Source organism: Pontibacter russatus, from assembly GCF_009931655.1.
Lineage (GTDB): Bacteria > Bacteroidota > Bacteroidia > Cytophagales > Hymenobacteraceae > Pontibacter > Pontibacter russatus.
Window position 1 is genome coordinate 903,525 of sequence record NZ_CP047984.1, and the last position, 15,992, is coordinate 919,516.

At 49.8% G+C, this 15,992-nt stretch carries 14 protein-coding genes and 1 pseudogene; 4 read left to right on the forward strand and 11 right to left on the reverse strand.

Annotated elements, in window-relative coordinates; all coding sequences use genetic code 11:
- Positions 1-22 precede the first annotated feature (22 nt).
- The 9 genes from GSQ62_RS21120 to GSQ62_RS03725 all read right to left on the reverse strand — a co-directional run bounded on the left by GSQ62_RS21120 (position 23) and on the right by GSQ62_RS03725 (position 11,484).
- Entirely contained in the window at positions 23-418 is a 396-nt protein-coding gene (locus GSQ62_RS21120) for a L,D-transpeptidase family protein (RefSeq protein ID WP_161891305.1), read from the reverse strand.
- Positions 419-459: 41 nt separating this feature from the next.
- Positions 460-1,206 carry a peptidoglycan-binding protein gene (locus GSQ62_RS03690; protein WP_161888254.1) on the reverse strand — a complete coding sequence of 249 codons (747 nt, stop codon included), beginning with the start codon at positions 1,204-1,206 and terminating at the stop codon, positions 460-462.
- 131 nt (positions 1,207-1,337) lie between these two features.
- On the reverse strand, positions 1,338-2,954 hold the full coding sequence (glgP, locus tag GSQ62_RS03695) for an alpha-glucan family phosphorylase (protein WP_237586957.1): 1,617 nt from the start codon (positions 2,952-2,954) through the stop codon (positions 1,338-1,340).
- Positions 2,955-3,291: 337 nt separating this feature from the next.
- Complete coding sequence (locus GSQ62_RS03700; RefSeq protein ID WP_161888256.1) at positions 3,292-3,510, reverse strand: YgaP family membrane protein; 219 nt, start codon at positions 3,508-3,510, stop codon at positions 3,292-3,294.
- 452 nt (positions 3,511-3,962) lie between these two features.
- Positions 3,963-4,847: a universal stress protein gene (locus tag GSQ62_RS03705; protein WP_161888257.1), complete on the reverse strand. Its 885-nt coding sequence runs from the start codon at positions 4,845-4,847 to the stop codon at positions 3,963-3,965.
- 281 nt (positions 4,848-5,128) lie between these two features.
- On the reverse strand, positions 5,129-7,573 hold the full coding sequence (gene ppsA, locus GSQ62_RS03710; RefSeq protein ID WP_161888258.1) for a phosphoenolpyruvate synthase: 2,445 nt from the start codon (positions 7,571-7,573) through the stop codon (positions 5,129-5,131).
- Between the two features lie 1,268 nt (positions 7,574-8,841).
- Positions 8,842-9,807, reverse strand: a complete 966-nt coding sequence (locus GSQ62_RS03715) for a universal stress protein (RefSeq protein ID WP_161888259.1) — start codon at positions 9,805-9,807, stop codon at positions 8,842-8,844.
- Between the two features lie 172 nt (positions 9,808-9,979).
- Entirely contained in the window at positions 9,980-10,297 is a 318-nt protein-coding gene (locus GSQ62_RS03720) for a hypothetical protein (RefSeq protein WP_161888260.1), read from the reverse strand.
- Positions 10,298-10,476: 179 nt separating this feature from the next.
- A complete protein-coding gene (locus GSQ62_RS03725; RefSeq protein WP_161888261.1) occupies positions 10,477-11,484 on the reverse strand; it encodes a universal stress protein in 1,008 nt (335 codons plus the stop codon).
- A 186-nt stretch (positions 11,485-11,670) separates the two neighbouring features.
- Between GSQ62_RS03725 and GSQ62_RS20765 the strand changes: the two are divergent.
- Positions 11,671-11,778 (forward strand): annotated as a pseudogene (locus tag GSQ62_RS20765) (IS3 family transposase); the annotation flags it as partial.
- 329 nt (positions 11,779-12,107) lie between these two features.
- A complete protein-coding gene (locus tag GSQ62_RS03735; protein ID WP_161888263.1) occupies positions 12,108-12,374 on the forward strand; it encodes a hypothetical protein in 267 nt (88 codons plus the stop codon).
- Positions 12,375-12,518: 144 nt separating this feature from the next.
- Here GSQ62_RS03735 and GSQ62_RS03740 read toward each other — a convergent pair whose 3' ends face one another.
- Positions 12,519-13,199, reverse strand: coding sequence for a BON domain-containing protein (locus tag GSQ62_RS03740; protein ID WP_161888264.1), 681 nt, complete (start codon positions 13,197-13,199; stop codon positions 12,519-12,521).
- 332 nt (positions 13,200-13,531) lie between these two features.
- On the reverse strand, positions 13,532-14,605 hold the full coding sequence (locus GSQ62_RS03745) for an AI-2E family transporter (protein WP_161888265.1): 1,074 nt from the start codon (positions 14,603-14,605) through the stop codon (positions 13,532-13,534).
- 391 nt (positions 14,606-14,996) lie between these two features.
- Here GSQ62_RS03745 and GSQ62_RS03750 point away from each other — a divergent pair, with 391 nt between their 5' ends.
- Entirely contained in the window at positions 14,997-15,440 is a 444-nt protein-coding gene (locus GSQ62_RS03750) for a pyridoxamine 5'-phosphate oxidase family protein (protein ID WP_161888266.1), read from the forward strand.
- 123 nt (positions 15,441-15,563) lie between these two features.
- A complete protein-coding gene (locus tag GSQ62_RS03755; RefSeq protein WP_161888267.1) occupies positions 15,564-15,950 on the forward strand; it encodes a DUF302 domain-containing protein in 387 nt (128 codons plus the stop codon).
- Positions 15,951-15,992 lie beyond the last annotated feature (42 nt).

Below are 15,992 nucleotides of genomic sequence, written 5' to 3' on the forward strand. Positions count from 1 at the left end.
ATAGTTCCTCTGATGTGACTTTTCATTTCCTATACAAAGCAATTGCTGTATGAGCAAGTAGCATGTCCCGTTTGTAGATGTCCCTCCGGAACTGCAGCACTCCCCTATCATCTACCCAGCAGGTAAAGTAGCCAAGCTTCACCTGAACTGGCTTTGGAAGATATACTCGCTTGTCAGGTGTAGACGTTGCCCACAACGCCTGCACATCTTTTTTCCTCATCCAGTTTTCACTAAGTAGAAAAGCTGCAAGGGTATCAGGGTGCTGCACCCGCACACAGCCGTGGCTGAGGGCGCGGTATGGCTGCATGAAGAGGGCTTTGGCAGGTGTGTCGTGCAGATACTGGGCATAAGAAGTTGAAAACAGGAATTTAACCTTCCCTAAGGCATTCCAGGGGCCTGGGACCTGAACAACCCGCAGCCCGTCCCGGTCGGGGTTTGGCTTATGCCAGTTTACAGCATTTAGGGGATGCTTGTTTTCTTATTTCCCTGCTGCCGGTATAAAACCATATGGTTGCGCGTCAGGCAGCCTCTATCCTTTTGAAGTAACGGAATGATTTCTTTTCGGAAGATACTTTGGGGTACATTCCAGCTGGGGTTTAGGACAAGGTGCTTTATGCTGCTGTCTATGGGCTTGGTCTGGAACGCTTTAGCAGGCTTGCCAACTACTACCCGGGTAGTCCAGATGGTTTGCCCAGTCTTGTCAAGCAGTTGCAGGGTGTAATCAGGAATATTCACAAATACGAGAGGGAGCGCGGTTTCTTTGTTGAACGCTTTCCAGCGCATTAAATTTACCTCTATTTGCCTGAGCCGTTGGGACGGCGATATGTTTAGTTCCTGCAGTGTTTCTTGGCCAACCACACCGTCTGCTACCAACCCGTGTCTTTGCTGGAATCCTTTTACAGCTTTCGTGAGCGCTTCGTCAAACAAAGGGTGGGACAGGGAATCAGATGCTTTCAGGTCTCCAGCGAGGGACAAGACTCTCCGAAGACTTGAAACATACTCATTGCTGTCGCCGGGGTGCAAACGGATTTTTCCCGGAAAATAAATCCATTCGTGGTTAGCAGCTAACGCCCGGTACTGTTGCAAGGCCTGCTCAAGGCGAAGACACTGTGGGTGCGGCGCCTGCTGAACAGGTTTTCTAATATTGGTGCTGCTGCTGTTCATTAAAGCGAGCAGGAATAAAATGTACCAATAATAAATTTTCATATTGTCTTCCGTTCCAGGCAATGTGAGTCGATTTGTTAAGCGTATTGATTTGTCGAAGCTGAGTCTTTTTTACACCTGCAGCAGATGGTGTTGCAACCGGTATCGAAGGCACAGGCAGCTTTGGAGAAAGATTACCTGCTATACAGCTTCTCATAATATTCCTGTGCCATACGGGTGGAATCAAAGTAAGGCAGTATATCCCGCATGCTGTTTTTTGTCACAGAGAGCCATTTCCCTTTTTTTGTGTAGTACATCGGGAGAATCTCGTTTTGTAGCATATCCAGAATATGCGTCGCATCATGATTATTCTGCTCATGGAGGGAGAGCGTTGGATTTACAGGTGGTACCACAAAGCCATTCTCCCCATGCTGCACAAATTCCGGGAACCAACCATCCGCTGTGGAAAAGACAACAGCCCCGTTCATGGCGGCGGACATGCCGCTGGTTCCGGAGGCTTCATGGGTTATCAGGGGTGTGTTGAGCCAAAGGTCAGCTCCCTGCTTCAGCAGTTTGGAAAGCTTCAGTTCATAGCCGACCAGCACTGAAAAGTTGGTATACTGTTCGCTTAGGTGTACCAGTTTGTTAAACACAGAGATGGCCTCGTAATCTATGGGATAAGGCTTTCGAGCCCAGATTACCTGAACAGGCTGAGTCATATCTGTGAGGAAACTAAGAAAGCGGTCCAAATTCTCCAGCAGTAAGTCCGCCCGCTTATAAGCAGCAAATCTTCTGGCCCAGACAATGGTAAACACATCCTGTTGCAGCATGTCACCTGTCTGGTCGGCCACCTCCTTAAAAAGCTCTCTCTTCAGCTCCCGCTTCCGGGCAAGCAGCATCTCATCCTCTTCAGAAAACAAATGGTCATACATTTCCTTGTCAGCCCAGTAGAAATAACTTTGCGCATTCGTTATATAGGTGATGGGGCAAATGCCCTGATAGCCGCTCCAGTTTTTAACCACCGTTTCCCCGTGCATCCGTGACACCCCGTTTGACATCCGGGACAAGCGCAGCGCAGCAAGAGAGTGATTAAAGGTGTCTCCCTCCATTTGTGTAATCTGCCTGACCTGCTCCAGGCTAAGCTGTGAAAAGAAATTCATGTCGCTTAACAACCGGATGTCTGTTTTTTCATTGCCAGCTTCTTCGGGTGTGTGTGTCGTGAAAACGACTCTATTCCTGACTTCCTCCACATTGCCATACTTTTCGAACAAGGAGAAGGCAAGAGGCAGGGCATGTGCTTCATTCAAGTGGTAAACATCGGGTGCAAAATTCAATATTTCGAGCAGCTTCATACCACCGGCACCTAGCAGGATGCTGGCTGCTATTTTAGCGCTCTTGTCAACGTCGTACAATTTGTGCGATATTGTCTGCGCCAGGTAATTGTTCTCCGGTAAGTCAGTGGAGAGTAGGAAGAGGGGAACCGTGCCGAAAACACGGGGCGGAAGGTAATGAACCCCTACCTGCACCGGGGCGTGATTCACGGTAATGGTGAAGCGGATTTCTGTCTCCTCCAGAAAACTGTAGATCTTCTTCTGAAACAACACTCCCATGGTCTGGTCAGGCTGACGCACCTGATCATAGTAGCCGTATTTCCACAAAATGCCAATTCCTATCATGTTCTGCTTCAGATTATAGGCGCTCCGCATGTGGGAGCCAGCCAAAAAGCCCAGACCTCCTGCGTAAATCTTCAGCGATTGATCAATGGCATACTCCATACAGAAATAAGCGACGCGCTGCTTATATGCGGGCATATAAGTGTAAGGGTGAAGGTATTTGTCAAAATCTCCCATGTTCTTATCTGAGGTAATGGTGGAATGTTGGTGTAAATCCAGCGCTTCTTTTGCAGGGATAAAGCCATGCCTGGGTAGCACCTCCCGGTCCTACTTGTAGACCACTTCTTTTTTCTGGAGCAACTCAGCCAGCGCCACGAAGGTAATTCCTCCGCTGCCCTACCAGCCAGCAGCATGTTCAGGTGCTCTGAGGGAGTAGTAGCAGATATTGGCTGGTGAGGTACCAAGTGGCACCAAGGGATTTTCCTCGCGGGAGCAACAGCATAAGGGGCTGACCTGCCATGAAACCAGCCTGCAGCTACCTGGAATGTCTCGTCGTTCTGGAGCGGGTGTTCCAACCAAAGAGAGCGTACACTGGACAATACCCCACCATACTGGTCAGGACAAAGATGCCTGCCAGCACAAGCAGCACAATGGCCACCGTGCCGGTCAGAGTGCCTGTGAAATATAGCACTGCAATTACGACCGCAATGATCAACCTGATCATCCTGTCGGCATTACTCATGTTCTTCTTCATCTTATTCATGTTTAACATTTAAATCAAATTTTATCGCTCTGCTGTCAGTACCTGTTCAAAAGGAAAGCAGGAAGGGTCTGCTGTGTGTTTGCTGTTTCTGCTATAAGACAAATTCGCATCGGTACAGCGGTGAATATCGTTTTACAAGCTTGCTTTAATAAAGTCGTTAGAAGTGGCTCATATGGTGTTATATGGCTTTATGATTCAAGGGGAGCGGATTCCAGAGCTGATATAAAAGCCAGCGAGGAAGCAGTAGTAGTGGATCCTTTGCTTTGCTTGTAGGCTGGGTTTCGTCGCTCTGGGAGCATATACTACCTCCTGTTTTTACTGTCGCCTCGGTCAGTACTTGGGCAATATGGTCGCTTATAGCGACACATACGCGGTGTAGCTTACCATTAAGACAATCCTCTCTTTCAAAGCGCCAGTAATACCATCTGCAACAGGCGCATGACTTACCACTCCATCGTTTCCTCCGCTCTGTCAGCCAGGTAGCGCTGCAGGTTATAAGGTTTCTCCGGTAAGCTTAGCAAGGGTACTATTGTTCTGAGGGCAAGCCGTTTTGACACACTCCTGTGAAACAAACCCTGCAGAAAACCCCGCTCATGGACAGCGACAGCTAACATGACTATTTGATTGTCGTTTAAAAAAATCTCAATTCCTCCTATCACTGTACGGGCTCTTACCTGTGCTACGCTGAACTTTTTGTCCGGGAACTTCGCAGAAACTTCCATCAGCAACTGGTCTTCCTCCATGGCAACAGGGGCTGCGTCTTTTGTTTTCACATGTACGATGTACACTTCAGCCCCAAGGGGTTCAGAAAACAGGAAGAGTTGCTTCAGGAATGCTGCTTCATCGCCTGTGAAATCAGAGGCATAGGCTATCCTGTGCAAATCAGAATAAAGTGCCTCAGAGGGAACAGCCACAACAGGGCATATGGCTTCTTTCATGAAAGAGGAGGCAGTGGTGCCGAGTGCCTTCTCCACGAGACTACCGGCCCCTCTGGCACCCATCACCACCAGGTCTGCCTGCTTGCTCCTAACCAGTCTATTCAGCACATCCTGAAAAAGGCCATACTCACAATAGCATTCTATCTCTAAGGAAAAAGCATTTTCTAATTGTAGCTGATGCGCTAAGGCCTTTAGCTTGCCGATGTAGCACTTCTGGAGACGCGGATCAAAGGACGTGTAGGCTGTGCTTTCGGCGGTAACCATTACCGGTATAGGGAGAACATGAACTAAAAGGAGGCTGGCCTTCATCCGTTTTGCCAAAGCAGCTGCATAACGCAGGGCATTAGTCGCATTTTCAGAGAAATCGGTAGGAACTAGAAGCGTTTTCATAAGTTTAGTCATTTACATTCCCTTTGTTATGTGCCAAAGCGGCTTTACCAATTCCAGTTCATATCCCTTCTGGTTAAACTGCTGCAGAAAGGTAACCTCAAATGACTTGTTGCTGCATATGGTAACCTTCGTAAGCGTTGTGTTTTAACGATGTGGAGTGGTTTCTTCTAGGCAGCATACACGTTGATCTAAAGATCAGCTTAGGCATGGCATCTGAGATATGTCTTCTCCATACTTCAGATGCCATGCCTGTGGAGTAAAGGTTGGAGAAGCTTCTGGCACTAGTTCATCTCTGCAAGTTTTGTGTTGTCCAGAGGTACTGCCTGAGCGGGCACTCTTCTTTCTTTCAGCTCGCTTTCAGCGGCCAGTATGTTCTCTACACCCTGCAGCAGGGCATCCGGATTGAAAGAAATGCTGTCGATGCCCTGCGCTACCAGAATCCTGGCGAACTCAGGAAAATCGCTCGGTGCCTGGCCACACAGGCCAACTTTTGCGCCAGCCTCATGCGCCACACGGATCAAGGTGCTGATCATGTACTTTACTGCCTCGTCCTGTTCATCAAAAAGGGCACTGACCGTAGAAGAGTCCCGGTCGATGCCAAGGGTGAGTTGCGTGAGGTCGTTGGAGCCGATGGAGAAGCCGTCAAAGATCTGAGCAAACGCTTTGGCAAGCAGCACATTGCTCGGGATCTCTGCCATGACGTAAACTTCCAGCCCGTTCTTGCCTCGAACCAGCCCGTGCTCCTCCATCTGCTGGAGTACTTTCTGGCCTTCCTTAACGGTTCGGCAGAACGGAATCATGAGTTTTACGTTTGTCAGGCCCATCTCGTCCCGCACCAGCTTCATGGCATGGCACTCCAGGGCGAAGCCTTCCTGGTAGCGGGGGTTATAGTAACGGGAGGCGCCCCGGAAACCCAGCATGGGGTTTTCCTCCTCCGGCTCAAACTCTTTTCCTCCGATCAGGTTGGCATACTCGTTTGTTTTGAAGTCGCTCATGCGCACGATAACGTCTTTGGGGTAAAAGGCCGCAGCAATGGTAGCGACAGATTGCGCCAGCTTCTCCACAAAGTAATCTTCTTTGTTTTGGTGGTGGTGCGTCAACGCCTCAATCCGTGCCTTCACGCCTTCATCCTTTAACTCCCGAAACTTAACCAAGGCCATGGGGTGTATCTGAATGCTGTTGTTGATGATAAACTCCAGCCGCATCAGCCCTACACCATCATTAGGATATTGGGAGAGCTCAAACGCTTGATCAGGGTCGCCTATGATCAGCATCGCCTTAGTTTCCGGCTTGCTTAGGTTCCCGAAATCAAGCTCTTCCTCTTTCCAACTGAGCCTGCCCCCATAGACAGCCCCGTTTTGGCCGTCAGCGCAGGAAACCGTGATCTCCTGTCCACTCTTGATGACTGCTGTGGCGTTTCCGGTCCCAACCACCGCCAATGCGCCCATTTCCCGTGCCACGATGGCGGCGTGGCTGGTGCGCCCGCCTTTGTTGGTGATGACAGCGGACACTTTTTTCAGGATAGGGTCCCAATCGGGATTCGTGATGTCTGTCACCAGGATTTCCCCCGGCTGCAGCAGATGTGCCTCGGCAGGGGACCTCAGAACTCTGGCGACACCACTCATGATCCGGTGTCCAATGGCCTTGCCGCTCGTAAGGGGCGCGCCTACGTCCTGAAGCGTATAGGTCTTACGGGTAAGCTGTCTTGTTTTGTGACTGTGAACCGTCTCAGGTCGGGCCTGCACAATGAAGAGTTCTTCCGTTTCACCGTCCTTGGCCCATTCAATGTCCATGGGGCGCTTGTAATGCTCTTCTATCTGTACCGCCCACTCAGCTAGCTGCGTTATCTCCCTGTCTGAGAGAACATATTCCTCCTGTCTTTCTGCAGGAGTGTCGATATTGATGGTGGGTTGGTCAGGGTTGTTCTCGGCATACACCATCGTGAGCGCCTTTGACCCCACCTTCTTGCTCAAGATGGCCTTCTTACCTTGACTGAGTGTTGGCTTGAATATATAGAACTCGTCCGGATTCACGGTCCCCTGCACAACGTTCTCGCCTAAGCCCCAGCTTCCTGTTATGTACACCACATTGTCAAAACCAGACTCCGGATCAAGTGTGAAGCATACGCCCGCACTGGCCAGATCGGAGCGCACCATTTTTTGCACCCCAACCGATAGGTACACTTTCATGTGATCGAACCCGTGGTCGTGCCTGTACTTAATGGCACGGCCTGTGAAAAGCGAGGCATAGCACCGCAGGCAGGCCCTTAACACTTGTTCTTCTCCTGATATGTTCAGGTAAGACTCGTGCTGACCGGCAAAGCTGGCATCCGGCAGGTCCTCTGCAGTGGCACTGCTCCTGACCGCCACCTGAACATCGTCTCCATACTGCCGGCACATTTCCTGGTAAGCTGTGCGTATAGCTGTAGTGACATTTTCGGGCAGTCTTGCCTGCAGTATCAGTTGCCGGATACGGGCGCCTGTTTCCTGCAGATTCGTAAAATGGACGGTGTCCAGCCGGGACAAGTGCTTTTTAATTTCTTGAGGCAAGTTGTTGCTTTCCAGAAACTCCTGGTAAGCTTCGGCCGTGGTGGCGAAGCCGCCGGGAACCCTGATGTTTTTAACGGCCAGGTTACGCAGCATTTCACCGAGCGAGGCATTTTTGCCTCCCACCTGCGCAATGTGTTGTAGTGTTAAATCTTCAAAGGGGATAGTAAAGGCAGACATGGTGTGAAATTTTCAGGTTCTGGTATTCTCTATAGGGTTGATTAAAACCCCTAATAGCCGATGGCGTGGCCGCAAGGAGGGCAACAAACGCTGACACGCTGCGAAGCAGCATGAGGCGGGCCTGCAGCAATTGGGCGAGTTGGTTTGCATAGAGGAGCGAGGTATGTGCATCTAGTGAAGAATTGTACATCCATAAGACTGTTTTCATAGTAACATTCTCCTGTCGGCGTTCATTGATGTAAATTTGAAATATAATCCTTTGATTTTGTATGATTAAGATCAGTTCTGCAATTGATCTTAATCAGTTTATCTGGCATGAACCAGTTTAATATAGTATGAGATAAAGCAATGAATCATCAGTGACTTGTTGAAGCTTAGCCATAGTGGTTAATATGCGAGGCTGGTCCTAACAGATTGAAGTAAACGCGGCCTGCTCCCAGCATATAGTGCGATGAAGTTTGTTTACATGCGTAAGGAAAGGGCAGAAAAGTGTTCAGGGCAGAATAACGCGATATTTCTTAACGGACGTTACGCAAAAAGCAAAGCAGTTAAAGAGTATATGGCGCAAACGTCTCCGCTCGTTACCTGCTATCCAACAGCCTCCGGCCGCCTGTATAATGCAGGCGGCCATTCCGGAAACTCATCACATATGCATGTTAGCCACTCCATAGGCTATATATGAATACACACTATATATAAGGTTATATATAATAAATGCGGGACGGAGGCTCTGTTAAAGTAGGCGCGAGCGGGGACGCTCGCGCCATACATGCGTCCTATAGCAACATCGCGCTGAATGATATGGGCCAGTCTTCAGAAAAAGTCAAAATGGAGCTTGCGTAACGTCCGTTAATAAACGACAGTAGTGTCATGTATGATTGTTTTATATTGATGATACCTCCTTCACTTTGTAAGTGGGGGGGCAGGCTATAGCTTTTATCTTCTGACAGCACCACCAGGTGGAAGGTACAGCTGAATTTAGCCAGCTACTATGCCTCAGGCTGCTAAACCCAAATTGTGTCATCGGCGCAGAAAGTCAAGGAGCATGCAGCGTAGGTGTCACAGAACTGCTTTATCCGGTACAGTCCCCTCCGGTTGAAGCAGTTCTGTTCCGGGTGATTCAGATGCCCCACCTGCTGCTGCGGGCACGGAGAAAATGCTCTTTATTCCTCTTTCGCCTTGCTGCTCCGCCGGCGCAATGGGGATCGATGCGCGTCATCGGAAAACAGTCGCTAAATTTGTGAGATCTGGTGCCACTTTGTCTGGGGCTAACCCACCTTTTCTTTGATTCCACCAGGAAGTGCCAAAATAGGAACGTCGGAGGTAGACCACACCGTTTGGGTTAGGCTTTTGCCTAATAGCCTTTCCAGGAAAGGGTGCTTCTGTGGAACCAGAACCAGTAAGTCAGCCTGCTGCTCCTGCACATACCGCTGTATTCCTGCCGCTATATCTTCCACTTGCTTAAAATCAACCTCAAAGTGGAGATCGTGCAACTGAAAGTCAAGCAGGCTCAGTGCCGCGAGGGCTTTCTCCTTTTCCCTCTCCAGGCTGTTCTCATGATACAGATGGAGCACCTGCAGGTGGCTGTTGAACAGCTTCACGAACTGCCGTAAGGCTTGAAGAACAGCGCTTGTCGGAAGCCGGAATAAATCGACAGCGAAAACAACGGATTTGAAGCCTACAAAGGGAGCATGCAGGGGAACCGCCAGTACAGGTACAACAGCCTCCCGCATGACATGGAGCGTCGTGCGACCCAGTAAAGCCCTTCTCAGCGCACCATCTCCCCTCATCCCCATCACCACCAGATCCACCTGGTGAACGTCTGCCGCTTTCAGGATCTCATCGGGCGCAAATCCGAACTTGCACACACACCGGATCTTTACTTCCGCCTTCCTGGCTGTCATCCTGTCCAGCGCCACTGTATGAAAGCCGCTCTTTGATAATGTCCCCTTCTCTCGCGCCCCTGTCTCCGCCACACTTGTGAAGTCCAGGGAAAAATCACATAGGAACGATCTCCTGACTTTATGAGCATAGGCCTCTAACTGCATCGTCTTTTCTCTTTCCAGTTCGTTGACAACTGCTGAATAGTCCTGACCTAAGGGGTAAGAGACAGGTTGGTAAAAGGCATGGAGCAGCACGATTTCTGACCCCGTCAGGCAGGCCACTTCAAGAGCATATAACAGGGTGTCATGTGCATCCTGTGAGTAATCGGTAGGTACTAAAATCCTTTTCATAATTGCCGGCTTTATGTCGATGCTTAAAAATCTTGTAAAGGTGATATGTCATCCAACCTTGTATGAACTTCGCGGCCTATGAAGCACGCCTGTGCGAGCTCGTGGTAGTCTGCTGACGGTCTGATAGCAGCATCCAGAGGTTGGTGTCACATGCAGTCCGCCCGGGAAGGCTTTAGGCCACCGCTAAGGTTTGTGGTTCCCGTGGGGAGTAAAAAGGGGGCATGCAAAGTTCACCATAGAGCCTTCTGGCCTTCACCCGAAGGGAGAACTGCTCAAATCTGAATTTAAACGCCGTATATGCCGCTCCCTCCAGCACACCGGCTACACTTTCCTGCAGCAGGGCAGCAGCAAGAATCTGGCACTTTACAGGAACAACATGGCATACAAGGCCTTCCCGAAGAAACAGGCATTCCAGGAGGTGCCCCTGCCTCCTCAGCAGCAGCGTGCTGCTGTTCAATAACCCGACCGAGAGGTTGTATAGTTCTTCCATTGGTTTTGGAATTCAGAGAGTTGATCTTTCGGAAACAAGATTTCTAACAAAGCAGGTAAAGCAGCGGCAGAAGAAGAAAAGCACCTTTTCCTGCAAAAGGGCTACACCACGGCACAACAGCCATCCGGTCCTTGACCTTGTGAAACAAAGGGCCGCGCCTCAGATACCACACTGCAGAATTAATAACCCTGGGTGTTCTCCATTTCGTCTTCTGCCCCAGGGTGACCCGCCGTATGGGTTTCAGGCAATGTCAGCAGCGGGAACAGGCTATCCCCTACCATCGTAGCGGTAACACTTGCATGCAGCAACTTGTCCAGGAAGGAGTGGTGCCGCGGGCCGAGAATAAGTAAGTTGACCTTGTGCGCTTGCAGGTACTCCTGTATGCCTGCGGCCACTTTCTTCCGGTGTTGCAGGATCACTTTGTACTCCACATCATATAGTGCCCGGTCAAGAACGCTGAGGGCGCCCTGTACTTCTATATAGACGGCTGGCAGATCCTGCTCCCGGTCGATGTGGAGCACCTGCAGCATAGAGCGGAAGGTGCTGACAAAACCGCGCAGGACAGACAACTGCTGCCTGTCAGGCTGCTTCCGGAGGTCGGTTGCAAAGACCACTTGCTTCAGTTCGCTATATATAGCTTTTGGCGGTACTCCCAGCACGGGCACCGGGCACGAACGCATCAGAGACAGGGTGGTGCTACCAATGAGCGCATTCCCCAGGGTGGCGCCGACCCCTTGCAGGCCCATCACGATCAGGTCGGCACCATAGGCTTCGGCCGCCGCCTTGGTCTGCTCGTAAACAGACCCCATTTTTGCCAGGCAGGTGACATGCGCCGCATAGCTTTTATGGGTCACTTCTTCTACTGCCACGGTATGATACGGGGGCGCACGGAAGGGCACGGGTTCTTCTCCCTCCTCTGCGAACTTCGCGCAGCTATACCGGAAAATGAGCTCATCTGTTGGCGCATTCAGGCTCTCTTTTACATACTTTTCCAACTCCCGGGTCTTCTCCGCTTCTAGCTCCGAAATAAAAAAGGGGACATCGTAGGCGGCTGGAGGGGATATAACGGAATAAAAAGCATGGAGCACCACTACCTCTAGGTGAGCATTACGGGCCATCTTTAGCCCATAAAGCAATGCGCTGGTGGAGCCTGGGGAATAATCCACCGGGATCAGGATGGTTTTCATTGTGGCAGTTTTATCGTGATACAACCGGAGCCAGTCTGGACATGTCCGCTGACTTATATGATAAAGATAGGCGGGGCAGCCTCTCAAAACGATGACCTGTATCAGCCTAAAAGAAGATCTTCGTCAGTTTCAATCCCATTAAGCGGAGTGAGTTGATAGAGGACGGTGCCTTTGAAAACAAGCAGGGATGCGCAGACAGAGATATTTGAGTATATTGAGATGTACTACAACACCAAAAGGAGACATTCTGCTTTTGGGTACCTGAGCCCGATGAACTATGAGAAAAACAATTTATATATACATATAACCAATAAGCGAATTCACTGTCCGTCATTTTTGACACACCTCACTGTTCCGTCTAGCGTAGTGTGCAAAATTTTTTCATTTCGGCACAGGAACCGGGACAGGCTCTTTTGCTGTGTCCAGGCGCAAACGACAGCAAGGGACATCCTGCTCCTTTTTGAAGATGTGGGCGTACCAGTTCGCGTGGGCGGCGGTGGCACAATGTTAAGATGCTCCTCTTTTAGGTTTGTTCAGCGGGGTACGACCTTTTTCTATGGGGAATCTAACCGAAACGTGGTGCTGGCTTTCAGATAAGGGTTGTCCGGGTATAAAACGAACACATGCTGAGAGGCATCGTACTTTATGACATACCGGATAAGCTGACCGTTGGGAAACTTGGTCTCACAACTGTAAACGGCAAGGCTGTCTTCTTCCAGTATGCCCCTGATGATTTTGTACGTCTCATCCCGATTCCGGCCGTGAATGTCTATCCTCTTGGCTTCTTGATTAATGTATATTTTCCCAACCACCTGAGAAACAACCGGTGGATACCCATTCCATATCTCCTGCGAATAATGCAGGCTGGTGGGCTGGGCCAGAGAGGATAGGCAGCACAGGCAGCAGCCTAGCAGCAGGGTAACGCTAGTCATGTCCGTTTCTTTAAAAGAATAATAGCTGTCGGCAACAGGTTTAAAATCTCCCTACAAGAAGTAAGCAACGGCAGCGCCCTATTGTACCCAGACCAACTTCACTTAGAGGCTTTCCTGATCATGTTCCGGCACCTGCTCTACCTCGAGCATGTTCTCGACAAACACAATCCCTGGGGCCGCCCAGGCGGATTTCTCTGCTTCCTCTTTTTCTGCTAACGAACGCACCTGCCCCCGCAAGGTCACTTTGCTTCCCAGCACTTCCACTTGAACCCTCCTGGCGTCAATCGTGGCATCGCGCAGGAAAGCAGCCTGGATTTTCTGCTTTAAATCACTGGGGGTGATCTTGGGCTTCAATGCGATGCGGTTGAGCACCTCCCGCACGCTGGCAAGTTTTGCAACTGCTTTTCCTGCCGCTGCACGCTGAAAATCCCACTCCACGCTCCCGTCGAGGGTAACGACTCCTCCTTCCACTTTCACCTTGATGTTTTCCTCTGGGATGGAGGTATCCCATTTCAGCGCATGCAGTACGGCCTCGGCGATCTCCGTATCCGTTCTTTTGTGATTGGGGGAGATCCCAACATGTATGTTTTCAGCAATTGCCCGCACACCGGTTACTTTCCTGGCTTCCTTTTCTGCCTCCGACTTTTTGAAATAGGTGTCTACTTGGCCTGATAGCGTCACCACCCCTCTCTGAACGGAAACTCCTATATCGGCGGCCATCAGGAGCGGGTTCCACTTTAGCTGCCGTATAACGTCTTCCTGGATTTGTGCATCTGTTTTCATGTAGCTGATTTAAATGGTGCGTAACATTTCCTTGTCGGTTACCAAAGAAAGCTATTCCACAAGAGTATGACAATGAGCATGATCATCTGCTTCCATGACTATTATCATTGCCTAAAGAGAGGCTAAGACTTTATAGTGCGTGACAACAGAATAGATTATGAGCTGTGCGATGGCGAAAGGCGGGAATAACGCCACGAACACGCTGCCCATCTTGCTAAACGGCTCTCTCAGACACAGCGACTTGCACTTCCTAAGACAGGCCATCCGGAGGGTGGCGTAAAATTCAATCCTGTTCACAGCTCTTTGTCGTGATCAGTTATAGTTTTCGTAGGCTACCGGTCCTTCACGGGATCGGCATGGGTGCCGATGCCTAACAGTAGACCAATGGGCTGCCAATCAGCCACCTGGTCGGCCACGAGTTTTACTATAGCCAGAAATGGCACAAACAAAATCATGCCGGCAGCCCCCCATATGATTCCGCCAGCAATGATGGCCAGAATCATGAAAAGTGTGTTTACCTGAAGCCGATAACTCACGGCCAGCGGAAAAATCAGGTTTGCTTCCAGGTACTGCACCACGGTAAAAACGGCCACCACGCCCAATGGGTACCACACGGAATCATATGTAAGCCAGGCCATTGAGATTGGAAGAAGCGAACCCAGCGTAATACCTACATAAGGAATAAAGGTAAGCAAAGAAGCCACAACGCCGAAGAGCACCGCATGCGGAACCCCTAAAAGCAACAGGCCTGCCACATTCAGTATCCCCACCACAAGATAAACGAGGGCCATGCCCCTGATGAAGTTGTAGAACGTGGAGATGGTTTGCCGCAAGATGAACTGTATCTTAGCGGCATCAGCTTGAGGGAAAAGCGGTGGCAGCGCAGCCGCGAACTGTTCCCGGTAATATAGTATAAGAAAACAGTAGAAAGGGATAAGAATAAGCAAAACAAGGCTGATTGCGGAACTATAAAGCACTTGGTGGGCCAGCGGCAACACCTGCTGCGCGGCACTCAGCAGCATACTTTCCAGCCACATCTCCTGTGTATAGAGCGACAGGTCATAGTGTAAAAGCAAATATTCTCTTAACTGCGCTGCCAAAACCGCTACCTTTTCCCGTAGCGAAGGCCACTCCTGCGAAAACTGCATTACCTGCTGCGCCAGCAACAGAAGCAATCCGCCCACTGCGGTCAGCACCAACAGCAGGGCCAATGTAATGGCCAGGGGCCGCGGTAATTTTCTTTTCTCAAGCCACCGGCAAATAGGGTACAGTACGAAGCTTAGCAAAAGCGCAAAGCTCAGCGGTACCAGCAGGGTTTGTCCCAGATGTAAAAGCACACTGAGTACTAAAACATAGAGGAGGAGCCGCAGGTAATCAGGTCGACGGGCGGATAAATCATGTGACATCGCAACAAGGGGTTTGCTTTATGAACTCGAAGTGTTGAGTATAAACAATTGCGGACATTATCAGGTCGTGCTGCGCCAGGGGAGCCAAAGTCATTCAACCCCCACTCTTAAGAAAAAAGGTCACAACAGCACCCGCTGAAAACCTGCAGGGCCTTTGCCTGCGGGTTTCTAGGGTAAACCTTCTGCCAAGTGTTAAATTATTAAGCTTCCGGCAGTGGAACCATGACGAGGAGCATCTGGAACACTGATGTAAATCATTTTATTGTTCATGATTTGTACCTTACTTGATACATGACTTCAATCACAGGGTAGGCAGCAGGGCTTTCCCTTTAACAGCTGCGTCGGAGCAGTATATGGCATTTAAAAGGCTACCTCTAAAGTTTCACTCGTCATGCTCGGAAAATTGAATCAGAAACAAATAGAGTTTGTGCTTAGCTCTCAGACAGTAGGGCGTTTGGGCTGCTACGCGGACGGGCAGGTATATATAGTTCCCGTTACCTATGTTTATGAAGAACCATATATTTTCGGATATACGAAAGAAGGCCTTAAAATAAGCATGATGCGAAAAAATAAGCATGTTTGCTTCGAAGTGGATGTCATTCAGAACATGATGAACTGGCAATGCGTGGTTGTACAGGGAGAGTATGAAGAGTTGAGCGGCGAGGACAGCCAACATGCCTTGTTCTTACTAAAGAACCGTATGACGCCGCTGCTTATAAGTGAGACAAGCTTGCCAGGACTGTATACACACAACTCCCTTACTTCTTTTCAGCAGGTGCCGGTTGCCTACCGAATTCGGATAACTGATAAAACCGGCAGATATGAGAAAAGGTAGGGCGCACGCCACAAAGTGAAACCGGATAACCCCTTTGTAGCTAACCTGTTTAGGAAAAGATTATATATAGGAAAGCACCTGTGCACATCATACTACAAGGATAAAATTTTAACTGCGCTGACCATGACCTACCATATCACAAAAAAAGTAAACTACAGCTTTAAGAATGCGCTGGAGAAGACAAAAGCTGCTCTCGGAGACGAGGGCTTTGGGGTTATTTCAGAGATTGACCTCAAAGACAAGTTCAATGAGAAGCTCGGAAAAGATTTCCGGGAGTATAGGATTCTAGGAGCCTGCAACCCAAAGCTGGCCTACCAGGCCATCGGACTGGAAGACAAAATAGGCGTGATGCTGCCCTGTAACGTACTGGTGCAGGACCATGAGGATGGGGAAGTGGAGGTAACGGCCATCAACCCGATGGAATCTATGTCGGCCATAGAAAACCATGACCTGAGAGCCATCGCCGAGGAAGTGAGCAGAAAGCTTCGTAACGTCATCGGCAGCCTATAGCCAATCTCAACTTTCTGCCACTGAAAGGAGGTGTTTGTGCTA